Genomic DNA, 22,082 nt, shown 5'->3' with positions numbered 1-22,082 from the left:
CGCCGCCCGGCGAACCAGCGGCCGGTCGGTAATTGCTCTTGAAGCTGGCGTTGCGTCGTCCCGCCCGGGAGGCGCCGCGCCGGGAGACCCTTCAAGAGGCGATGCCGCCGGCCCTTTCCGCCCCGTGCATCCCTCGCGAGCCCATGTAACGCAGGAGCACGACAATGCAGACCACCCAGCAGACCCCCGCCGCCCAGGCGCCCTATGCCCTCAACGAACTCAACAAGGAATCGCGCATGGGCGCGATGGGCACCGAGAACGAGAGCCGCGAAGTGCGACGTATCGACCTATCCGATTTCGAACACCGCAAAGCCGAGATCGCCGACCAGCTGTGGAGCGCCTCGGTGGACGTGGGCTTCTTCCAGCTCTACAACCACGGCATCGAGCTGGCCGAAGTGCGCAAGGCCTTCGCCACCATGGAGCGCTTCTTTGCCCTGCCGGACGAGGTGAAGGCCAAGTATCCGCTGAAGAAGGGCTGCAACGCCGGCTGGGAGAGCAAGGCCCAGGTGCGGCCTTCCACCGGCACGCCGGACCAGAAGGAGTCCTACCAGATCACCCGCCCGCACATGGCCGAGTTGTGGCCCAGCGAGGAAGAACTGGCCGGCTTCCGCGACACCATGCTGGCCTTCGAGGCGCAGTGCTGGACGGTGGGCATGCGGGTGCTGTCCTGCTTCGCCGACAAGCTGGGCTTCGACAGCGAGTTCTTCACCCGCGCCCACGATCCGCTCAGCCCCGGCTACCAGAGCACCCTGCGCCTGCTGCACTACTACGCCATCCCGCCGGAGTTCCGGGACAAGCTGGACCTGTGGCGCGCCGGTGCCCACACCGACTTCGACTGCCTCACCCTGCTGTTCCAGCGCGAGGGCCAGGGCGGCCTGCAGGTGTGCCCCGGCAAGGAGTTCGAGGCCCAGGAATGGACCAGCATTCCGCCGGCGGAAGAGGTCATCACCTGCAACATCGGTGACATGCTGATGCGCTGGAGCGACGACCAGCTGCCGTCCAACTTCCACCGCGTGCGCAACCCGCGCCCGGACGAGTACCAGGGCGCGCGTTACAGCCTGGCCTTCTTCTGCCAGGCCAACCGCGAGGTGGTCATCGAAGGGCCGGCGCACAAGTACCCGGCGATCACCGCCGAGGACTATCTGTACCAGCGGGTGAATGCGAACTTCGCCAAGTATTGAGGGGCTGCGGCGTGCCGATATGGCCGGTGCCAGTAGGGCCCGGACAGGCATTGGTCGGGACAGGCTCGCCCGCCTAAGGTAGCGGCGGTTCTGCCCCCTCGCCCTTGCGGGGGAGGGTTGGGGAGAGCGGGCGCCCCGCAAGGGGCGTTAGCGGCAATACGAGCGCCACTCCCCCTCTCCCCCAGTCCATCTCCCGCGACGGGAGAGGGGAGTAAAACCCCGTCAGCCGGCTAGCGCTGGTAGGGGATGCAGGGTGGGATGGTGATACTTCCGTTCCGGCAACCCTCAGCCCAGCGTCGCCGTCGCCTCCATCGTCAGCCAGCCCTCGGCGTCGCTCGCCCATAGCCGCACTGTCCTGCCATCCGCCGCCGGTTCGCCATGCACGAAGAAAGGTGCGGTGTCGAACGTAGGCCGCAGCGCGCGGAACTGGAAGCCGGCCAGGCGCACGCCGGGCTGTTCACGCTGCAGCAGGTCCAGCAGCAGGGTGGCGATCAGCGGGCCGTGCACCACCAGGCCGGGATAGCCCTCCACCTCGGTGACGTAGCGGCGGTCATAGTGGATGCGGTGGCCATTGAAGGTCAGCGCGGAGTAGCGGAACAGCAGCACGTCGTCCGGCGTGATGCGGCGCTGCCAGGGGCCCTGGGGCGCGGGCGTGGGGGCGACGGCCGGCGCGTCCGGCCGCGGTGCTTCGCGGTAGACGATGTCGTGTTCCTCCACCAGCCGGGGCGCGCCCTTGGCGGAAATCTCGTGGCGCACGGTGACGAAGGCCAGTGCGCCGCTGCGGCCATGCTTGATGTCGATGGCGGTGATGGTGGAGCGCTTGCGGATGCGCTCGCCGACGCGCAAGGGCTCGACGAAGTCGAAGCGGCCGCCTGCCCACATGCGCCGTGGCAGCGGCACCGGCGGCAGGAAGCCGCCCTTGCGCGCGTGGCCGTCCTCGCCCAGGGTGGAGCGGGCGTGCAGCGGCAGGAAGTAGAGCCAGTGCCACAACGGTGGCAGCGGATCGCCGGGGCGGCCCTCGCCGGCATAGGGCGCCTCCAGCGTGGCCGCCAGCGCGCGCGGCGGGAAGGCGCTCACCTCGTCCTCGGTTTCTTCCTGGCGCCCCAGCCACTGGCGCAGGCGGGCTTCGTCCAGCGCGGCGTGCATGTCCTCGTCGTGCATCTCGTCTTCCTCAGGGGGAGAACCTGCAGCTTAGGCCAGCGGCGGCCGGCTGTTGATCGGCGATTTTTCGCGCTAGCCTTCGCGCTTTGCGAAGGGAGGCCGCCCCATGCACTTCGATCTCGCCGACCTCAAGGTCTTCGTCGCCGCCGCCGAACAGGGCTCGCTGACTGCCGCTGGCCGCCACTGCCACCTGGCGTTGGCGGCGGTGAGCAAGCGCATCGCCCGGCTGGAGGAGCAGACCGGGAGCGCGCTGTTCACGCGCGGCAAGCAGGGCGTGGCGACCACGCCGGCGGGGGCGGTCTTCCTGCGCCACGCCCGCGCCTGGCTCTACGACATCCAGGTGCTGAACGCCGAGCTGCAGGAGCATGCGCGCGGCTTCCGCGGACTGGTGCGGCTGGCGGCCAACACCAACGCCATGCAGGGTTTCCTGCCGGAGTGCATAGGCGAGTACCTGGCGCGCAACCGCCAGGTGGACGTGCGCATCGAGGAGGGGCTGTCGGTGGAGGTGCTGCGGCGGGTAGCGGAGGGCCGCGCCGACATCGGCATCTACGCCGCCACGCTGGAGGCGCCGCGGCTGGAGCTGTTCCCCTTCCGCAACGACAGGCTGGTGGCGGTGATGGCTGCCGACCACGCCCATGCCGGTGCGGCGCAGATCCGCTTCGAGCAGTTGCTGGACGAGGATTTCGTCGGCCTGGATGGCGAGGCGGCCATCCAGGCGTTCCTGGAAGAGAAGGCCAGCGGCTTGGGCCGCCGGCTGCAGCTGCGGGTGGGCACCCGTAGCTTCGACGCGGTGTGCCGCTTCGCCCAGTGCGGCGTGGGCGTGGCGGTGGTGCCGCGCTCGGCGGCGGAGCGCTTCGGCGAACCCGGCCGCTTGGCGGTGGTGCCGCTGGCGGACGACTGGGCGGAGCGCCGTCTGCAGATCGCGGTGCGCTCCTACGAGGCGCTGCCGGCCTATGCCCGCCAGTTGGTGGATGCGCTGCGCGGCTGAGCCGCCTTGTTCGTCATCCCCTGAAAGCGCACCGCCCGGCGCGGGAGACCCGGCCGGGCGGTGAGGGCTTGCGGAGGGCACAAGCGTGGCGCGTTCAGCGCGACTCCTGGCGGCCCAGATCCAGGTGGGCGCTGTGGCCATGGCTCTGGCGCACCAGGGTCTGCGGCAGCAGCGAGCCGGCGAGCATGCCGACGATGCCGGCGAGCATGCCGGCGAAGTGCGGTGGCATGTCCGCCTCCGGCGCCACCGTCTCCAGCCCCAGCCACACCACCAGGCCGAGCAGGATGGAGGCCAGCGCGCCCTGGGTGCTGGCGCGCTTCCAGTAGAGGCCGAAGGCCAGCGGCACGAAGGCGGTGGCCAGCGTCACCTTGTAGGCGTTTTCCACCATGGCGTGGATGCTCTCGTCGGTGCGCATCGCGTACCAGGTGACCAGCACCGCGAACACCACCACCACCACCCGCGTCATCCACAGGAACTGGCGATCGCTCATGCCGCGGAAGGTGCTGCGCAGGATGTTCTCGGAGAAGGTCACCGAGGGCGCCAGCAGGGTACCGGAGGCGGTACTCATGATGGCCGACAGCAATGCGCCGAAGAACATCACCTGGGCGAACATCGGGGTGTGCTGCAGGATGAGCTGCGGCAGGATCTGCTGGCTGTCGCTTTCCTGGTAGTTGGCCACCAGCGCCGGGTCGATCAGCGTGGCCGAGTAGGCGATGAACAGCGGGATGAAGGCGAACAGGAAGTAGCCGGAGCCGCCCAGCAGGGTGCCGCGCACCGCGGTCTTCTCGTCGCGGGCGGAGTTGATGCGCTGGAACACGTCCTGCTGAGGGATGGAGCCGAAGCCCATGGTGAGGATGCCGGCGGCGAAGGCGATGACGTCCTTCGGGTCCAGCGCCGGCAGGAAGTTGAGCTTGCCGGCCTCGCTGGCGTGGGCCACCACGGTGCCGACGCCACCGGCCATGTCGCCCACCGCCCAGGCGATGTAGGCCAGGCCGATGATGATGATGGTCATCTGCAGGAAGTCGGTCAGCGCCACCGACCACATGCCGCCGAACAGGGTGTAGAGCAGCACCACGCCGGCGCCGATCAGCATGCCGGCCTCGCTGGAGATGGTGCCGTCGGAGAGGATGTTGAATACCAGGCCCAGCGCGGTGATCTGTGCCGACACCCAGCCAAGGTAGGAGATGACGATGGCGATGGAGCACAGCAGCTCCACCGTGCGGCCGTAGCGGGTGCGGTAGTAATCGCCCAGCGTCAGCAGGTTCATGCGGTAGAGCGGGCGAGCGAAGAACAGGCCGACCAGGATCAGGCACAGCGAGGCGCCGAAGGGGTCGGACCACAGCCCGCGCAGGCCTTCGTCGATGAAGGTGGCGGAGATGCCCAGCACCGTCTCGGAGCCGAACCAGGTGGCGAACACCGTGGCGGTGACGATGTACAGCGGCAGGTGGCGGCCGGCGGCCACGTAGTCGGTGGAGTTCTTGACCCGGGTCGCGGCATACAGGCCGATGCCGATGGAGACCAGGAGGTAGAGGATCACGAAGGCGATCAGCATGGAGGGCGCTTTCCGCTAAGCCGGGTTGCAAAAAGGGCGGCCTCCGCCCGGGAGGCCGCCCGAAATCCAGTCGCGGAGGGAAAACGGGGAATATGGGGTCCGCCATCCTTGCCCGGCACAGCGATGCTGCGCGGCCGCAAGGCGCGAATATAACGTTGGCGGGGGCGGGGGAAAAGCGTTTTCCACCGGATCGTGAAAATCGCTGCCCGCCAGTGCCGGCGCGGGTTTGCGGCCGGTGCCGGCACCGCTTTGGTGCGACGGACTTTCAAGGCTGGCAGGCTTGGTCCAGCGTGAAAACGGTGTCAGCCTGCCGAAGGTGACGGCTCAGCCGGGCGCAAGGGCGGCAGCAGCCGGGCGCCTTGCCGCCCTTGCGCTCACCGGGCCGGGAACTCGGCGTGAGCCCCGCTCGGGGCGGGGCCCCATCAGAAGCCCCTTCAGCCCAAGCTTGCCTAAGTGCGTCGCATGGCGGGGCTACGGCCGGCCCGGCGCGGAGGGTGGTCGGGTGGTCGATGGCCGGCGACTCGGTTGCCAGCCCAATCAGGGAGGCAATGCCGCCTGAGGGGCGCGACGGCCGCGCCCCTCAGTTCGTTGCCAGCGCCGGCGCTTCCAGCTCCAGCACCTCCTTCAGCACTTCGGTGGTCCAGTCCAGTTCGGCCTGCTGCACCACCAGCGGCGGGGCGAAGCGCAGCACCCGCTGGTGGGTGTCCTTGGTGAGCACGCCGCGGGCCAGCAGCAGCTCGGCGGCGGTGAGGGCGGGCGGCGCATGGTCGGCCAGTTCGATGCCGATGAACAGGCCGCGGCCACGGATCTCCTTCACCAGCGGACTGCGCAGCCGGCGCAGGCTGTCCAGCCAGCGGTTGCCAAGCTGGGCGGCGTGGGCGATCAGGTTTTCCTCCTCCAGCAGGTCCAGCACCGCCAACGCCACCGCGGCGCCCAGCGGATTGCCGCCGAAGGTGGAGCCGTGGTCACCGGGGTTCAGCACCTGCATCACCCGTTCGTCGGCGAGGAAGGCGGACACCGGCAGCAGGCCGCCGCCCAGCGCCTTGCCGAGGATGATGCCGTCCGGCCGCACGCCGTCGTGGTCGCAGGCGAGCAGGCGGCCGCTGCGGCCCAGGCCGGTCTGTACCTCGTCGGCGATCAGCAGCACGTCGTGCTGGCGGCACAGCTCGGCGCAGCGGGCGAGGTAGCCCGGCGGCGGCAGCACGATGCCGCCTTCGCCCTGTATTGGTTCGACCAGGAAGGCGGCGGTGCAGGGCGTGATGGCGCGCTCCAGCGCATCGGCGTCGCCGTAGGGCACCCGCTTCAGGCCGGCCGGGAAGGGGCCGAAGCCGTCGCGGTACTGCAGCTCGGAGGAGAGGCCGACGATGGTGGTGCTGCGGCCATGGAAGTTGTTGTCGCAGGCGATGATCTCGGCCATGTCGTCCGGCACGCCCTTGATGCGGTAGGCCCACTTGCGCGCGACCTTGATCGCCGTTTCTACCGCTTCGGCGCCGGTGTTCATCGGCAGCGCGCGCTCATAGCCGAACAGCACGCACAGCCGCTCCAGCAGCAGCGGCAGGCGGTCGTTGGAGTAGGCGCGGGAGGTGAGGCTGAGGCGCTGCGCCTGGTCGGTGAGGGCGCGCAGCAGGCGCGGGTGGGCGTGGCCGAAGCTGACCGCTGAGTAGGCGCTCATCATGTCCAGGTAGCGGCGGCCTTCTACGTCCCATAGCCACACGCCTTCGCCGCGGTGGAACACCACCGGCAGCGGGGCGTAGTTGCGGGCGCCGAAGTTGCGCTCCTTGGCGCGCAGCCAGTAGGTGGCCGGGCCAAGGGCGGCGGTGGCGAATTCGGCGGTCCACCGGGCGCTGCTGCCATCGGTGTCCAGCTGCGGGCTGTACTCGACGATCTCCAGGCCGACGAAGTCGCCGCAGCTGCGCAGGGTGAGCAGAGCGTCCGCCAGCGCCTGCGGGGCGATGCCGTCGGCGGTGGGGCAGGTGACCGCCGGCACCGCGAGCGGGTCCAGCGCGTCGAGGTCGATGCTGACGCCGAAGCCGCCTTCCTCGCCCGGCTTGCCGCGGGCGATGCGCAGCGCCTCGGCGAACAGCGCGCCGAAGCCGCGGCGGCGCACGTCGGCCATGTCGAAGATGCGCACGCCCAGGCGAATCAGGCGATCGTATTCCTCGCTCTCCCAGTCGCGGGCGCCGATGATGCAGATGCGCGCCGGGTCCAGCAGCGGGCCGGGAACATCCACCAGCGCCGGCGGGCCTTCGCCGATCAGCGAGGCCAGCGGCATGCCGTGGATGTTGCCGGAGTGGGTGCTGGTTTCGGTGTGGCTGTCGAGGTGGGCGTCCACCCAGACGAGGCCGGGGGCGTGGCCCTGGCGGCGGGCGATGCCGCGCCAGGTGCCGACGGCGATGGCGTGGTCGCCGCCGATGACCAGCGGGAAGGTGTCCGGCTCCAGCGCGGCGATGCGGTCGGCCAGGCGGCCCATGAATTCGCCGTTGGCGGCCAGGCGCTCGCCCATTGGCGCACTGGGCGGCGGCACCAGCCGGGGTTTCAGGGTCTCCACCCATTCGGCGGCGATGCCGGCTTCGGCGAGGCGCTGCAGGAAGGGCGTGGCGCGTAGCGCCTCCGGTCCGGCAGCGGTGCCGGGCAAGGGGGTGCCCAGGGCGGAGGCGGCGCCGATGATGCGCAGCCTTGCGTGGGGGCCCGGCGGAAGCGGGATGGGAATGGTCATGACTGGCTTCCCTGTGCGCCGCGCTTGCGGCGGGTGAACGGTGTGGTCGCGCGGCCTTCGCGGGGCGCGCTTGCCGGTTCGATCCGGGGGGCTGGCAAACGTTCAGGCGCATGGCCGCGCCTGCGGAAGACCCTGATGCGAGGCTCGCGCGCGGCCCCAAGGGCTCAGCCGAACAGGCGGTGCAGTTCCAGCGCCAGCAGCGCGGCGGCGAGCAGTCCGACCAGGGCGAGCAGCCGGCCGTGGCGGCGCTGGCGGGCGTAGAGGCGGTCGAACTGGCGGTTCTGCTCGGCCTGCAGGCGGGTGGATTCGGCCAGGGCGTGGTGCACCAGGCGCGGCAGCTGCGGCAGGGTGTTGGCCCAGCCGGGGGCTTCTTCCTTGACGCCGCGCACCAGCGCGCGCCAGCCCATCTGCTCGTTCATCCAGCGTTCGAGGAAGGGTTTGGCGGTCTTCCACAGGTCCAGTTCCGGGTCAAGCTGGCGGCCCAGGCCTTCGATGTTGAGCAGGGTCTTCTGTAGCAGTACCAGCTGGGGCTGCACTTCCATCTCGAAGCGGCGCGCGGTCTGGAACAGGCGCAGCAGGGTCTTGCCGAAGGAGATGTCCTTCAGCGGCTTGTCGAAGATGGGCTCGCAGACGGTGCGGATGGCGGCTTCGAATTCATCCACCCGGGTCTTGGCCGGCACCCAGCCGGCCTCGATGTGGGCCATCGCCACCCGCTTGTAGTCGCGCTTGAAGAAGGCGAGGAAGTTCTGCGCGAGGTAGTTCTTGTCCACCTCGTTGAGGGTGCCCATGATGCCGAAGTCCAGCGCGATGTAGCGGCCGTCGGCATGGACGAAGATGTTGCCCGGGTGCATGTCGGCATGGAAGAAGCCGTCGCGGAACACCTGGGTGAAGAAGATCTCGACGCCGGCGCGGGACAGGGCGCTGAGGTCGGTGCCCTGGGCGGTGAGGGCGGCGATCTGCGACACCGGCAGGCCGTGCATGCGCTCCATCACCATCACCTCGCGGCCGCACCAGTCCCAGTAGACCTCCGGCACCAGCAGCAGCGAGGAATCCTTGAAGTTGCGCCGCAGCTGGGAACAGTTGGCGGCCTCGCGCATCAGGTCCAGCTCGTCGCGCAGGTACTTGCTGAACTCGGCGACGACCTCGCGCGGCTTCAGCCGGCGGCTCTCGGGCCACAGCTTCTCCAGCACCATGGCGGCGACGTCCATCAGCGCCAGGTCGTTGACGATGACGCGGTTGATGCCGGGGCGCAGGATCTTCACCGCCACCTCGGTGCCGTCCGGCAGTTCGGCGAAGTGCACCTGGGCCACCGAGGCGGAGGCCACCGGCGTGCGTTCGAAGTTGCGGAACACCATGTCCACCGGCCGGCCGTAGAAGCCCTCCAGCACCGCCAGCGCCTGGGCGGTGGGGAAGGGCGGCACGCGGTCCTGCAGCAGGGCGAGCTCGTCGGCGAGGTCCGGCGGCAGCAGGTCGCGCCGGGTGGACAGCATCTGGCCGAACTTGACGAAGATGGGGCCCAGCGACTCCAGCGCCAGCCGCAGCCGTACCGCGCGCGGCTGGTCGAAGCGGCGCCAGAAGAACACCAGCGTCCACAGCCTGCCCAGCCGCCCGCTCGCGTCTACATCCAGCAGCATGCGGTCCAGCCCGAAACGCAGGCTGACGGAGGCGATCTTGGCGAGGCGGAAAAGGCGCACGGACGGGGGCGGCGGAAAGGCGAAGCCCGGACTTTAGCTGGAAAGGGTGCGCCGGGGAAAGTCGGGTGCGGAGGCCGCCGGCCGGGCCTTGCACCCGGCCGGCGGCACCGTCTTCAGAAGGACAGGCGCACGCCCGCGGTGAGGTTGCGGCCGGCCAGCGGCGCGGCGTCCTTGATGAAGGAGGTATGGCTGTAGGCCTTCTGGTCGGTGAGGTTGTTGGCCTTCAGGTAGAGCTGCACCGGGAAGCGCTCGTAGCGGGTCTGGTAGCTCACGCCCAGGTTGACCATGGTGTAGCCGGGCGTGCTGCTCTCGTACTCGGCGACCTTGTTCTGCTCGCCGACGCGATAGACCTCGGCCTCCCCGCGCAGCGCGTTCCAGTTGCCATCCAGGCGCAGGCCGACGCGGTGGGCCGGGATGCGCGGCAGGTCGCGGTCGCCATCGCCGGAGGCGAGGCGGGCGCGCACGTAGTCGCCGAACAGGGTCAGGCCGTAGGTGCGGTCCAGTTGCTGGTGCACCTGGCCTTCGATGCCGGTGAACACCGCGTCGCGCTGGGCGTACTCGATGAGCTGCAGGCCTTCCACCTCGTCCAGGGTGTTGGCGTAGATGTAGTCCGACACCCGGTTGTGATAGGCGCTGACCGAGAAGGTGGTGTCGCCGCCCTGCTTGCGCAGGGTGATGTCGACGTTGTGCGAGGTTTCCGCCTTCAGGTCCGGGTTGCCGCGCTCGTAGGTGCGGGTGGCCATGTGCAGGCCGTCGGCGTACAGCTCTTCGGCGGTGGGCAGGCGCTGGGCGCGCGACAGGCTGAGGCCGAGGGAATACTGCGGAGCGAAGCTCCACACCGCGCCCAGGGAGACGGAGCTGCCGGTGTGGCTGCGGTCGCGCTGGGTGGAGTCGACATTGATGTCCTGCCACTCCTGGCGCAGGCCGGCTTCCACGCGGACGTCGCCGAAGCGGCGCTCCTCGATGAGGAAGAGCGCGTTCTTGCGCGTCAGCGTCGGCGCGACGTAGGACTCCTCGCCCTGGGCGCTGAAGTCGCGGCGCGAGGCCTGCACGCCGATCACGCCGCGCCAGCCGGCCAGCGGCTCGTGCTCCAGCTCGAAGCGGCCGTCCTGGGCCTTGTTCTTGAAGCGGGTGGCGACGGCGCCGTCCTCGATCTCGTCGTGCTGGTAGTCGGTATGGCCAGCGCGCACGCGCAGGCGGGCGAAGCCGGGCAGCGGCTCCAACAGCTCGCCGCGCATCTCCCAGCGCTGGCTGCGCAGCTTCACGTAGGGAACGCCGCCTTCCTCGTGCTCATGATCATGGTCGTCGTCGTCATCATCGTCGTGGTCGCCGCAGTGCAGCTCGTCGCCGTGGGTGTGGCAGCCTTCCAGCTCGTGGGAGTGGCCAGGCAGGCCGTATTCGTTGCGCTGGCTGGTGTAGGCCAGGCCGAGGTAGCCGCGGTCGCCTATCCAGGACAGGCCGACGCTGCCGGTCTCGGTCTCGTTGTAGCTGCCGTCCACCCGGCCGCCACCGGACCAGCCGTGGCCGACGGCGTAGTCGCGCGCATCCCGCTTCAAGCCTTCGGCGTGGATGGCGAAGTTGCCGCTGCCGCCAGTGATGGCGAAGGCGCCGGCGCCTTCCTTGGCGGCGGTGTTGCCGCGCAGCTCCACGCTGCCCTCGATGCCGTTCTGCGGCACCGCGGTGGGAATCTTGTCGTCCAGCACGTTGACCACGCCGCCGATGGCGCCGCCGCCGTAGGCCAGCGCGGAGGGACCGCGCAGCACCTCGATCTGGCGGCTGAGCAGGGGTTCCAGCGCGACCGCGTGGTCCGGGCTGACGGTGGAGGCGTCCATGATCTCGCTGCCGTCGGACAGGATCTTGACGCGCGGGCCATCCATGCCGCGGATCACCGGACGGCTGGCGCCGGCGCCGAAGTGGCTGGCGGCGATGCCGGGCTCGCGCTCCAGCGTCTCGCCCAGCGAGGCTTCGCGGCGGCGCAGGAGCTCATCGCCCTCCAGCACGCTCACCGGCGTGCTCATGTCGTCGCTGCCCAGCGACAGCGCGCTGGCGGAGACGGTGACCGGCGCCAGCGTGATGCTGGCTTCGCCCTCGGCGGGGGCGGGGCCGGGGTCGGCGGCATGGGCGGTGGCGGCATGGAAAGCCGCCGGGCTGGAGAAGGCCAGCAGGAGTGCGAGGGCGAGGGGACGAGGCTGAGCGGACATCTGTATTCCTTGTTGATTCTGTTCGCGCTGCGTGCCGACGCAGACCGGCGGCCGGCGAGCCCGCCAGAAGGGCGTGCGCCGGGGGGGTCGCAAGGTGCGTCTGCGCGCGGCGGCCAGCGTGGTTTTTCCAGGCATGGCGCAGCGGTGTGCCGCCGAGGGGCGCGGGTGCGCGTCGGCGGTATGGGCGTAGCGGGAGTGGGGCGGACCGGGGCCGGGAATCAGCCCGGCAGGGCGGCGGGCGGCGCGCGGCAGCGCGGCGCCGGCAGTGCGCCGCCCGCCGCCGCTGGAGCGGCGAAGGCGCCGGCCAGGCAGTCGCCGGCCCGCGGGGCCGGCAGGCGGGGAGAATCGGCCAGCGGCAGATCGATGCCGCTGAGGGCAATGCATTCGCTGCAGGTGTGGGAGGCGGTGTGGCCGTCGCTGTTGCCGTCGGCATGGGCGTCGGCGCTGGCCGCGGCGTGGGGCACGTCGGCCGTATGGCCGATGACGTGCATGCCGGCGCCGACCTGCACCGTCACCAGCAGCAGGGCCAGCGTCAGGCGCAGCAGCAGGGCCTGCGTCCAGCCGCCCGCGCGCGCCGCGGCGGCAGGCCGGGCAGCGGGGTTCAGGCGGCGGAGGAGCGGACGCGGCGCAAGCATGACGCCCATTCTAGGCGGCCAGTTGCATTTGACGCAACTTTGTTGCAAAAGTATGGAAGAGGAGGAATTTGGCGGCGAAGGTATGCGTCGGCCGGCAACGCCGCCCGTTCGCCATGCTGAAGCCGGATGCGGGGGCGCTGGTCGGAAGCCGGGGGGCACCCCGGGCGTATTCCCTGCGCTTTGCCTTTGGTAGCAACCAACGCTCACAAGCGGCGGCCGGGCGGTGGCGGTCGATCCGTTATAATCGCGCGTTTAGTTGTCTCCGCGAGTGCCATGAGCGCCGATCCCAAAGTCCTGCTGACCGAACTCCTGCAAACCGCACTGAAGAGCGTGGCGCCGGAGCTGGCCGCCACCCCCATCGTGCTGGAACGCCCCAAGCAGGCGAGCCATGGCGATTTTGCCACCAACCTGGCCCTGCAACTGGCCAAGCCGCTCAAGCGCAGCCCGCGCGACCTTGCCGCCCTGCTGCTGGCTGAGCTGCCGCCCTCGCCGCTGGTAGTGAAGACCGAGGTGGCCGGTGCCGGCTTCATCAACTTCACCCTGGCCGCCGGCAGCAAGACCAGCGTGGTTGCCGAGGTGCTGAAGCGCGGCGCCGATTTCGGCCGCGGCGCGGACAAGGCCTGCAAGGTGCAGGTGGAGTTCGTTTCCGCCAACCCCACCGGCCCGCTGCACGTCGGCCACGGCCGTGGCGCTGCCTACGGTGCCTCGCTGTCGGACGTGCTGGACTTCGCCGGCTACACCGTGAGCCGCGAATACTACGTCAATGACGCCGGCCGGCAGATGGACATCCTGGCGCTGTCCACCTGGCTGCGCTACCTCGCCGAGTTCGGCATCCACATCGACTTTCCGCCCAACGCCTACCAGGGCGACTATGTGAAGGACATGGGGCGCGAGATGGCCAGCGCCCATGGCGACCGCTTCGCCCGCGTCACCGTGACCCAGCTGCTGGCCGGCACGCCCGGCCTGCCGACCGCCGACCGCAAGGACGACGAAGCCAAGCAGCAGCGCGAGCTGCACCTGGACGCGCTGATCGCCAACGCCAAGCAGCTGCTTGGCCAGGACTACGCCTGGGTACACGGCTTCGCCCTCAACGAACAGCTGGGCGACGGCCGCGAGGATCTGCAGGAGTTCGGCGTCCGCTTCGACAAGTGGTTCTCCGAGAAGAGCCTGTTCGACACCGGCCTGGTGGAGCGCGCGGTGACCGAGCTGGAGCAGCGCGGCCACATCTACCTGCAGGACGGCGCCAAGTGGTTCCGCTCCACCGCCTTCGGCGACGAGAAGGACCGTGTCGTGCAGCGCGAGAACGGCCTCTACACCTATTTCGCCTCCGACATCGCCTACCACCTGAACAAGTACGAGCGCGGCTTCGACCGCATGATCGACATCTGGGGCGCCGACCACCACGGCTACATCCCGCGGGTGAAGGGCGCCATCGCCGCGCTCGGTCTGCCGCCGGAGAAGCTGGAAGTGGCGTTGGTGCAGTTCGCGGTGCTCTACCGCGACGGCCAGAAGACCTCGATGTCCACCCGCTCCGGCGAGTTCGTCACCCTGCGCGAACTGCGCAGCGAAGTCGGCAACGACGCTTGCCGCTTTTTCTACGTGCTGCGCAAGTCCGACCAGCACCTGGACTTCGACCTCGACCTCGCCAAGAGCCAGAGCAACGAGAACCCGGTGTACTACATCCAGTACGCCCATGCCCGCGTCTGCTCGGTGCTGGACACCAAGTGGGGCGGCGAGGCGGCCGAGCTGGCCGGCGCGGCGCTGGAGCGGCTGGAGAACGAGCGCGAACTGGCGCTGTGCGCCCGCCTGTCCACCTTCCCGGAAGTGGTCCAGAACGCCGCCGCCGACTACGCGCCGCACCAGATCGCCTTCTACCTGAAGGACCTCGCCGGGGATTTCCACAGCTGGTACAACGCCGAGCGCATGCTGGTGGAAGACGAGGGGCTGAAGCTGGCCCGCCTGGCGCTGGCCGCCGCCATCCGCCAGGTGCTCGCCAGCGGCCTGGCCCTGCTGGGGGTGTCCGCCCCCGCCTCGATGTAATCCCCGGAGCCGTTCGTGAGTCGAGATCGCAAGCCCGCCCGCAAACCCGCCCGTGCGCCCGCGCGCAGCGGCGGCAGCACCCTGATCGGCATCTTCATCGGCCTGGTCATCGGCGCGCTGATCGCCGCTGGCGCGGCCTGGTATTTCACCCGGGCGAATCCCTTCCAGGCGGTGCCGCCCTCTTCGCCCCAGCGCCTGCCGGGCGGCGAACAGGCTCCGGCCGCGCTGCCGGGCAAGCCGGGCGACCGGCCGGTGGTGAAGCAGGACTTCGAGTTCTACAAGATCCTGCCGCAGGGCGACAACGTGCCCAGCCAGCAGGCACCGGTGCAGCCGGCCGCGGTGCAGGTGCCGCCGCTGGCCACGCCCACGCCGGAGAAGCCGCAGGAGCGCATCTACCTGCAGATCGGCGCCTTCGAGAACCCGTCCGAGGCGGATAACCTCAAGGCCCGGCTGGCGCTGGCCGGCATCGAGGCCAGCGCCCAGCGTGGCCAGCTGCCGGATGGCCGCACCATCCACCGGGTGCGCGTCGGCCCCTTCAGCAAGCCGGAAGAGATGAACCCGGTGCGTTCCCGCCTGGCCGAGGCCGGCTTCAACGCCACCGTCAGCCGTACCGGCCCCTGAGCCCCAGCCGGAGCCAGCCGAAAATCGCCGGCGTTCCACGGAACGCCGGCGCCCGTCCCACGTCTGAGTCTCGTCATTGACCCGGGAGTCCCCCATGAATCGCCGCACCGCCCTGCAACAGCTTGCCGCCCTCGCCGTTCTCGCCAGCCCCGCCGCAACCGTTCTGGCGGCGGACAGCGCCGGAGGCGCTTCCTTCCGCACCCTGCCCACGCCGGTGCCGACGGAAGTCCAGGGCAAGGTGGAAGTCATCGAGTTCTTCTCCTACGGCTGCCCGCATTGCCACGATTTCGAGCCGCTGCTGGAGCGCTGGGTAAAGGCCCTGCCGGCGGATGTGAACTTCGTCCGCGTGCCCATCACCTTCAACCGCCCGGACTGGACGGCCTACGCCAAGCTCTACGTCACCCTGGAAGCGCTGGGCGAGGTGAACCGCCAGCACGCCGCGGTGTTCGCCGCCCTGCATGAAGACCGCGTGCCGCTGCACGACGAGGCGGTGCTGCTGGAGTGGGTGGCCAAGCGCGGCATCGACAAGGTCAAGTTCAACGAAGCCTGGAAGTCCTTCGGCGTGCAGTCGCGCCTGTCCCGCCTTGCCCAGATCGCCGCCAGCTACCGGGTGAACGGCGTACCGCTGATGGCGGTGAATGGCCGCTACCTGGCCTCCGCCAGCACCGCCGGCGGCTACGACAACCTGCTGAAGACGGTGGATCAGCTCATCGTCCGCAGCCGCGGCTGATCCCGCTCGCGCCCCGTGTCCACGCTTTCCCCGGCCGGGGCGCGCGTCTTCCTCACCGGCGCCTCCAGCGGCCTGGGCGCCGCGCTGGCGCAGCACTACGCCGCCGCCGGCGCCACCGTGGGCCTGGTCGCCCGCCGTGCCGACGCGCTGGAGGCATTGCGGGCCGCGCTGCCGGCGGCAGCCGGTGTCAGCCACACGGTGCATGTCGCCGACGTCGGTGATGCGGCGGCGATGCGCGGGGCCGCCGCCGCCTTCACCGCCCAGGCCGGCACGCCGGACATCGTCATCGCCAACGCCGGCGTCTCCGTCGGCACGCTGACCGAATACGCTGAAGACCTGGACGCCTTCGACAAGGTGCTGCGGACCAACGTGCTCGGCATGGTCGCCACCTTCCAGCCCTTTCTGCCCGCCATGCGCAGCCGCGGCAACGGCCGGCTGGTGGGCATCGCCTCGGTCGCCGGCATCCGGGGCCTGCCCGGCGCCGGCGCCTACAGCGCCTCCAAGGCGGCGGCCATCGCCTACCTGGAAAGCCTGCGGGTGGAACTGCATGGCAGCGGCCTGCGGGTGTGTACCGTGGCGCCCGGCTATGTCGAAACGCCGATGACGGCGGTGAACTCCTACCCCATGCCCTTCCTGCTGCCGGCCGACGAAGCGGCGCGCCGCATCGCCAGGGTAATTGCCGCCGGCCGCAGCTACAGCGTGGTGCCCTGGCAGATGGGCGTGGTCGCCAAGCTGCTGCGCCTGCTGCCCAACGCCTGCTTCGACGCTGCCTTCGCCCGCGCCGGCCGCAAGCCGCGGGGCCTGCCACTGTAAGCGCCGGCGTGATCCATGCCCGCAGCCGGGTTATGACCTTTTGGCTAATATGCATAGCATTCCGAGCGACGGAGATCGACCAGCATGACGACTGCGGTGACCAACGATGCACAGGAACGGCGCGGCCGTCAGCGTTTCCTCGCCCTGCGTCGGGGCGAGCCCTGCTTCTGGGTGATGCTGGACGGCGAACGCATCGCGCTCAACGATCTTTCCCTGGAAGGCTTCTCCATGCCGGCGACCACGCCGCCGCCGGCCGGCCAGCCTTTCCACTTCACGCTGGTGCGCGAGGGCGTGCCGGACGAGATCCGCGGTACCGCCGCCGTGGTCAGCCACTCCGCCTCGCCGGAGGGCGGCCTGGCCGGCTGCCAGTTCGTCGAGGTGAAGGACGACGGCCTGTTCCGCCTGCAGGACTGGCTGGTGACCCATGTGATCGTGAACGCCACGGTGCGCATCACCGAGCGGGAAGCGGTGGAGATCGTGATGGGGCGCTCGCTGGTCTAGGTACAGGGCTGTTCAGCGAGGGGAGATCTGTTCTCTCTCCTCGTTGGAGGGGCGGCGCTTGAATGGCCTGCGCCCCTGAGAGCCAGGCCTGCTCTGGTGCGCCTGCCCCGCAGCAATCGCGATCCACCCCTCTTTCCGTGGCCGCGGAGAAAATTCCGCGCCATCATGCGCGCTGTTCCCCGCCGCGGAAGACGCGCTTCGTGACGCCTTTCTCCCACACGATCCACCGCCCGCTCCTGGCTCTGGTGCTGGCGCTGTCGCCCCTGGCAGCCCCCGCCTCGGACGAGTCGCGTCATCCCGAGCCGGCCACCGCCGCTGTCACCAAGGTGTTGGTGCGGGCCCAGCGCCATATGGTTGCTGCCGCGCATCCGCTGGCGGCGCAGGCGGGGCTGGCCGTACTGCGGCAGGGCGGCAGCGCGGTGGATGCCGGCATCGCCATGCAGCTGGTGCTGAACCTGGTGGAGCCGCAGTCCTCGGGCATCGGCGGCGGTGGTTTCCTGCTGCACTGGCAGGCGGCGGACAGGCGCCTGAGCGTGATAGACGGCCGCGAGACGGCGCCGGCTGCCGCGCGCGAGGACCGCTTTGTGCCGGAAGGCCGCGCCTTGCCCTTCCGCGCCGCGATGAACAGCGGCCTGTCGGTCGGCACGCCCGGCCTGCTGCGGGCGCTGGAGATGGCCCATCGCCAGCATGGCCGTCTGCCTTGGGCGGCGCTGTTCGCGCCGGCCGTCGCGCTTGCCGAGGAGGGTTTTGCGGTGTCGCCGCGCCTGCATGCCTTGATCGCCGCCACGCCAGCGCTGGCGGAGCAGCCGTCGGCGGCCGCTTACTTCCTGGATGGCGAGGGGCGTCCCTGGCCGGTCGGCCACCGCCTGCGCAACCCGGCTCTTGCCGAGGTGCTGCGCCGGGTGGCGGCAGGGGGCGCGGATGCCTTCTATCGCGGCGACATCGCCGATGACATCGTCGCCGCGGTGCGCGCGCATCCGCGCCCCGGCGATCTGGCCGCGGCCGATCTTGCGGGCTACCGCGCGCTGCAGCGCCCGCCCTTGTGTGGCAACTATCGCGGCTATCGCCTGTGTGGCCCGCCGCCGCCCACTTCCGGGCCGCTTGCGGTGCTGCAGATGCTGGGCATGCTGGAGCCGCAGCCGATGGCGCGGCTGGCTCCGGATTCGGTGCAGGCGGTGCATTACTTCGCCGAAGCTGGCCGCCTGGCCTATGCCGACCGCGAGCGCTACGTCGCCGATCCGGACTTTGTCGCGGTGCCGGTGGCCGGGCTGCTGGCCGCCGACTACCTTGCTACCCGCGCGGCGCTGATCTCTCCCCGCCGCAGCATGGGCCGCGCCTTGCCCGGCTTGCCGGCGGGCGCGCAGATGGCGCCGGGCGAGGACGCCACCGCCGCGCAGCCCTCCACCAGCCATCTCGTCGCGGTAGACGGCGAGGGCAATGCGCTGAGCATGACCACCACCATAGAGGCCGCCTTCGGCAGCAAGATCTTCGTGCGCGGCTTCCTGCTCAACAACCAGCTCACCGATTTCTCGCTGTTGCCAAGGGATGCCGAGGGACGTCCCATCGCCAACCGGGTGCAGCCGGGCAAACGGCCGCGCAGTGCGATGGCGCCGATGGTGGTGTTCCGCGGCGAACAGCCTTATCTGCTGATTGGCTCGCCCGGCGGGTCGGCCATCATCAACTACGTCGCCAAGACGCTGGTCGGCGTGCTCGACTGGGGGCTGGACGTGCAGCAGGCCATCGCGCTGCCGAACATGGGCAGCCGTAACCGCCAGACCGAGTTGGAGCACGGCAGCGCGTTGGTGCCGCTGGCGGACGGGCTGCGTTCCTTGGGACACACGGTGAACGTGGGCGATCAGCCCAGCGGCCTGCACGGCATCCTGATCGACGAGAGCGGCCTGAGCGGCGGCGCGGACCCCCGGCGCGAAGGTGTCGCGCTGGGGGATTGACGCATTTCTGCCTGATCCTCGGGGCGCAGGATCAAGCGGGCCGGTGGCCGAGGCGTTTTTCGCCCGCCAGAATGCGGCTTCCCTTCCATCCATACCCGAACCGCGAGGCCGCGCCATGAGCGAAGCATTGCTGGATGCCTTGGGCCAGATTCACACGCTGGCCACCGGCGAGCCGCGCATCGTCTCCCTGGTGCCCTCGCTGACCGAGTTGCTGTGCGAACTCGGTCTCGCCGACCGGCTGGTGGGCCGTACCGGCTTCTGCATCCATCCGCGCGACACGCTGCGCCGCATTCCCAAGGTCGGCGGTACCAAGGATGTGAAGGTGGAGGCGGTGCGGACGCTGGCCCCCACCCACCTGGTGGTGAACATCGATGAGAACCGGCGCGATACGGTGGAGGCGTTGGCTGCCTTCGTGCCGACGGTGATCGTCACTCATCCCTGCATGCCGGCGGACAACTTCGGCCTGTACCGGCTGTTCGGCGGCATCTTCGGCCGCATGGAGGAAGCCGCGGCGCTGACGCGGGCGCTGCAGGCCGCCATCGCCGAAGCTGCCGCCACCGCGGCTGGACTGCCGCCGGAGAAGGTGCTCTACCTGATCTGGCGCCAGCCCTGGATGGCGGTGTCGCCGGCGACCTACATCGCAGCGATGCTGGCGGCGGTGGGCTGGCAGACGCTGCCGGCGGCTACCGAGCCGCGCTATCCGGAGATCGACTGGCGGGCGCCTTGGCTGGGCGAGGTGCAACGGGTGCTGCTGTCGTCCGAGCCTTACCGCTTCGGCGAGGCGCATCTGGCCGAGGTGACCGCGCTGTGCGGCCGGCCGGCCATGGCGGTGGATGGCGAGTATTGCTCCTGGTACGGCAGCCGGGCGGCGGCCGGGCTGCACTACCTGGCGCGCTTGCGGCGCGCGGTGGCGCGGCCGGGAGTTCAGACCGGCGGCTGAACGGCGGCTTCCACCAGCAGCAGGCAGTAGCGCTCAGGCGTGAGGATGAGGAAGCGCTCCCGCAGCAGGCGGTGGCGCGCCAGCTTCAGCAGCGCCTTGTCGCGGGTCAGCAGGTGGGTGGCGCTGGCGGCGGCGATTTCGAGGAACTTCTGGTCGTCGCGGTCACGGCAGGCGGGGAGCTCAAGCTCGGTGGGTGCGACGTCCGCCTGGTCGAGGCGGGCGCGGTAACCGTCCAGCAACTCGGCCTGGCGCTCGGCGGCAATCTCGAACTGGCGGTAGGCCAGCACCCGGCGCAGCTCTTCCAGCGCATCCGTACGGGAGAACAGGTTCACCTGGCCGGCGGCGATGGCCTCGGCCAGCGGCGCAAGCTTGGGGTCGCGGAAGTGCCACAAGGCCATCACCGTGTTGGTGTCGAGTACGAGGCGGTGGAGCATGCGGAGTCGGCCTGCGGGTGAAGGAGTGAGGGGGAACGCGGGAGGAAGCATGAAACGAAAAAAAGGGAAGGGTTGCCCCTTCCCCTTGTTGCCGCCGCGGCCGGATCAGGCGGCGTGGCGGGCGTCGGCGCGGATCTTGACGAAGCTGCCGGGCGCCTCTTCCAGCACCTTCAGCTTGCCTTTGGCCGGATCGCGCGGGGCGACCTGCTCGTCGTCCTGGGCGGTGGTCCAGGCGTGCCAGTCGGTCCACCAGGAGCCGGCCTGCTGCTGGGCGCCGGCGAACCATTCGTCCGCGGTGGCCGGCAGCTTGGCGGCCGGGTTCAGCCAGTAGCCGTACTTGTTCGCCACCGGCGGATTGACGATGCCGGCGATGTGGCCGGAGCCGCCGAGTACGAAGCGCACCGGTCCGCCGAAGTTGCGCGCGCCGGCGTAGGTGCTCTTCCACGGCGCGATGTGGTCTTCGATGGTGGAGATGAAGTAGCAGGGCACCTTGATCTTGCCGAGGTCGATGGGCACGCCGTCGATCTCGATGCCGCCCGGCTGCACCAGCTTGTTCTCCATGTACATCGCGCGCAGGTAGAAGCTGTGCATCTTCGCCGGCATGCGGGTGGAGTCGGAGTTCCAGTACAGCAGGTCGAAGGGGAAGGGATCCTTGCCCAGCAGGTAGTTGTTCACCACGAAGGACCAGATGAGGTCGTTGGCGCGCAGCATGTTGAAGGTGCCGGCCATTTCCGAGCCTTCCAGATAGCCGCGCTCGAACATCTTCTTCTCCAGGCTGGAAACCTGGCCTTCGTCGATGAACACGCCCAGCTCGCCCGGCTCGGTGAAGTCGGTCATGGTGGTGAAGAAGGTGGCCGAGGCGATGCGCTTTTCCTTCTTGCCTGCGAGGTAGGCCAGCGTGGTGGCGAGCAGGGTGCCGCCCAGGCAGTAGCCGACGGCGTTGATCTCCTTCTCGCCGGTCTGCTTCTCGATGGCGTCCACCGCGGCCACCAGGCCTTCCTTGACGTAGGACTCGAAGGTCTTCTCCGCCTGGTGCTCATCCGGGTTCACCCAGGAGATCACGAACACGGTGTGGCCCTGGTCCACGCACCACTTGATGTAGGAGTTCTTCTCGCGCAGGTCGAGGATGTAGTACTTGTTGATCCATGGCGGCACGATCAGCAGCGGGCGCTTGGCCACCTTGTCGGTGCTGGGCGTGTACTGGATCAGCTGCATCATGTCGGTCTGGAACACGACCTTGCCCGGCGTGGTGGCCACGTTGCGGCCCAGCTCGAAGGCGGCGGTGTCGGTCATCTTGACCCGCAGCTGGCCGCCGCCGTCTTCCACGTCGCGCAGCAGGTTGTTCAGGCCCTTGATCAGGTTCTGGCCGTTGCTGCGCACCGTCTCGCGGAACACTTCCGGGTTGGTGATGGCGAAGTTGGACGGCGACAGGGCGTCGATGTACTGGCGGGTGTAGAAGTTGACCTTCTTCTGCGTCTGCTCGTCCAGGCCGTCCACGCAGCACACGGTGTCATGGATGTGACGGGCGGCGATGAGATAGGACTGCTTGATGTAGTCGAACAGGAAATGCTCCTGCCACTCCTCGTCCTTGAAGCGCTTGTCCGACTTTTCCGGCATGGCCACCGGCGCGGCATGCATGCCCATGAAGCGCAGCATGGAGTGTTGCCACAGCGAGAAGTAGTCCCACACCAGGTTCATCTGTGCCTGGGCGAGGCGGTAGGGATTGGCCAGCAGCTTGGCCATCATGTCCATGAAGGCCTGGGCGATGCCGAGTTCGTCGGCCGGCGCGGCGACGCCCTTCTTCAACTGACGCTGAACGTGTTCGCTGATCAGGTGGGAGGCGCGCTGGGCGACCTCCGCATAGGTCTTGGCGACTTCTTTGGGGTCCGGCAGCTCGGCGGGCGCGGTGTCGGTGGGTGCGGCCAT

At 69.6% G+C, this 22,082-nt stretch carries 17 protein-coding genes; 9 read left to right on the top strand and 8 right to left on the bottom strand.

What is annotated here, in order from left to right; translation table 11 throughout:
• Nucleotides 1–164: 164 nt before the first annotated feature.
• Nucleotides 165–1,181 (top strand): isopenicillin N synthase family dioxygenase, encoded by a 1,017-nt coding sequence (locus tag C7389_RS10325; protein WP_133591038.1) that lies wholly within the window; start codon nucleotides 165–167, stop codon nucleotides 1,179–1,181.
• Nucleotides 1,182–1,466: 285 nt separating this feature from the next.
• Here C7389_RS10325 and C7389_RS10320 read toward each other — a convergent pair whose 3' ends face one another.
• Complete coding sequence (locus tag C7389_RS10320; protein WP_246034700.1) at nucleotides 1,467–2,342, bottom strand: HTD2 family dehydratase; 876 nt, start codon at nucleotides 2,340–2,342, stop codon at nucleotides 1,467–1,469.
• Nucleotides 2,343–2,448: 106 nt separating this feature from the next.
• Here C7389_RS10320 and C7389_RS10315 point away from each other — a divergent pair, with 106 nt between their 5' ends.
• Entirely contained in the window at nucleotides 2,449–3,330 is an 882-nt protein-coding gene (locus tag C7389_RS10315) for a LysR family transcriptional regulator (RefSeq protein WP_133591036.1), read from the top strand.
• A 94-nt stretch (nucleotides 3,331–3,424) separates the two neighbouring features.
• Here the strand turns inward: C7389_RS10315 and C7389_RS10310 are convergent, their stop codons facing one another.
• The 5 genes from C7389_RS10310 to C7389_RS10290 all read right to left on the bottom strand — a co-directional run bounded on the left by C7389_RS10310 (nucleotide 3,425) and on the right by C7389_RS10290 (nucleotide 12,128).
• The gene (locus C7389_RS10310; protein ID WP_133591034.1) at nucleotides 3,425–4,882 is read right to left on the bottom strand and encodes a high affinity choline transporter 1; all 1,458 of its coding nucleotides are present in this window, start codon (nucleotides 4,880–4,882) and stop codon (nucleotides 3,425–3,427) included.
• Between the two features lie 580 nt (nucleotides 4,883–5,462).
• Complete coding sequence (gene rocD / locus C7389_RS25705) at nucleotides 5,463–7,598, bottom strand: ornithine--oxo-acid transaminase (protein WP_133591031.1); 2,136 nt, start codon at nucleotides 7,596–7,598, stop codon at nucleotides 5,463–5,465.
• A gap of 164 nt (nucleotides 7,599–7,762) precedes the next feature.
• Complete coding sequence (gene ubiB / locus C7389_RS10300) at nucleotides 7,763–9,292, bottom strand: ubiquinone biosynthesis regulatory protein kinase UbiB (protein WP_133591029.1); 1,530 nt, start codon at nucleotides 9,290–9,292, stop codon at nucleotides 7,763–7,765.
• 113 nt (nucleotides 9,293–9,405) lie between these two features.
• Nucleotides 9,406–11,493: a TonB-dependent receptor domain-containing protein gene (locus tag C7389_RS10295; RefSeq protein WP_133591027.1), complete on the bottom strand. Its 2,088-nt coding sequence runs from the start codon at nucleotides 11,491–11,493 to the stop codon at nucleotides 9,406–9,408.
• Nucleotides 11,494–11,711: 218 nt separating this feature from the next.
• A complete protein-coding gene (locus C7389_RS10290) occupies nucleotides 11,712–12,128 on the bottom strand; it encodes a hypothetical protein (protein WP_133591025.1) in 417 nt (138 codons plus the stop codon).
• Nucleotides 12,129–12,401: 273 nt separating this feature from the next.
• Between C7389_RS10290 and argS the strand changes: the two genes are divergently transcribed.
• The 7 genes from argS (at nucleotide 12,402) to C7389_RS10255 (ending at nucleotide 19,722) form a co-directional block, all read left to right on the top strand.
• The gene (gene argS / locus C7389_RS10285; RefSeq protein WP_133591023.1) at nucleotides 12,402–14,168 is read left to right on the top strand and encodes an arginine--tRNA ligase; all 1,767 of its coding nucleotides are present in this window, start codon (nucleotides 12,402–12,404) and stop codon (nucleotides 14,166–14,168) included.
• Between the two features lie 15 nt (nucleotides 14,169–14,183).
• A complete protein-coding gene (locus C7389_RS10280) occupies nucleotides 14,184–14,789 on the top strand; it encodes an SPOR domain-containing protein (RefSeq protein WP_133591021.1) in 606 nt (201 codons plus the stop codon).
• Nucleotides 14,790–14,883: 94 nt separating this feature from the next.
• Nucleotides 14,884–15,519 carry a thiol:disulfide interchange protein DsbA/DsbL gene (locus C7389_RS10275; protein WP_133591019.1) on the top strand — a complete coding sequence of 212 codons (636 nt, stop codon included), beginning with the start codon at nucleotides 14,884–14,886 and terminating at the stop codon, nucleotides 15,517–15,519.
• A 15-nt stretch (nucleotides 15,520–15,534) separates the two neighbouring features.
• The gene (locus C7389_RS10270) at nucleotides 15,535–16,332 is read left to right on the top strand and encodes an SDR family oxidoreductase (protein ID WP_133591017.1); all 798 of its coding nucleotides are present in this window, start codon (nucleotides 15,535–15,537) and stop codon (nucleotides 16,330–16,332) included.
• Between the two features lie 84 nt (nucleotides 16,333–16,416).
• The gene (locus tag C7389_RS10265) at nucleotides 16,417–16,833 is read left to right on the top strand and encodes a PilZ domain-containing protein (RefSeq protein WP_133591015.1); all 417 of its coding nucleotides are present in this window, start codon (nucleotides 16,417–16,419) and stop codon (nucleotides 16,831–16,833) included.
• A gap of 200 nt (nucleotides 16,834–17,033) precedes the next feature.
• Nucleotides 17,034–18,782, top strand: a complete 1,749-nt coding sequence (gene ggt / locus C7389_RS10260) for a gamma-glutamyltransferase (RefSeq protein WP_246034699.1) — start codon at nucleotides 17,034–17,036, stop codon at nucleotides 18,780–18,782.
• A gap of 115 nt (nucleotides 18,783–18,897) precedes the next feature.
• On the top strand, nucleotides 18,898–19,722 hold the full coding sequence (locus C7389_RS10255; RefSeq protein ID WP_133591010.1) for a helical backbone metal receptor: 825 nt from the start codon (nucleotides 18,898–18,900) through the stop codon (nucleotides 19,720–19,722).
• Here the strand turns inward: C7389_RS10255 and C7389_RS10250 are convergent.
• Nucleotides 19,707–20,156: a putative toxin-antitoxin system toxin component, PIN family gene (locus tag C7389_RS10250; RefSeq protein WP_133591008.1), complete on the bottom strand. Its 450-nt coding sequence runs from the start codon at nucleotides 20,154–20,156 to the stop codon at nucleotides 19,707–19,709. The two genes, C7389_RS10255 and C7389_RS10250, sit on opposite strands and share 16 nt — an antisense overlap.
• Nucleotides 20,157–20,261: 105 nt before the next feature.
• Nucleotides 20,262–22,082 carry a PHA/PHB synthase family protein gene (locus C7389_RS10245; protein ID WP_133591006.1) on the bottom strand — a complete coding sequence of 607 codons (1,821 nt, stop codon included), beginning with the start codon at nucleotides 22,080–22,082 and terminating at the stop codon, nucleotides 20,262–20,264.

The organism is Azoarcus indigens, assembly GCF_004361735.1.
In the GTDB taxonomy this organism is placed as follows: domain Bacteria; phylum Pseudomonadota; class Gammaproteobacteria; order Burkholderiales; family Rhodocyclaceae; genus Azoarcus; species Azoarcus indigens.
Note: the sequence above shows the minus strand (reverse complement) of the source record. Positions and strands in the feature narration are given on the sequence as shown.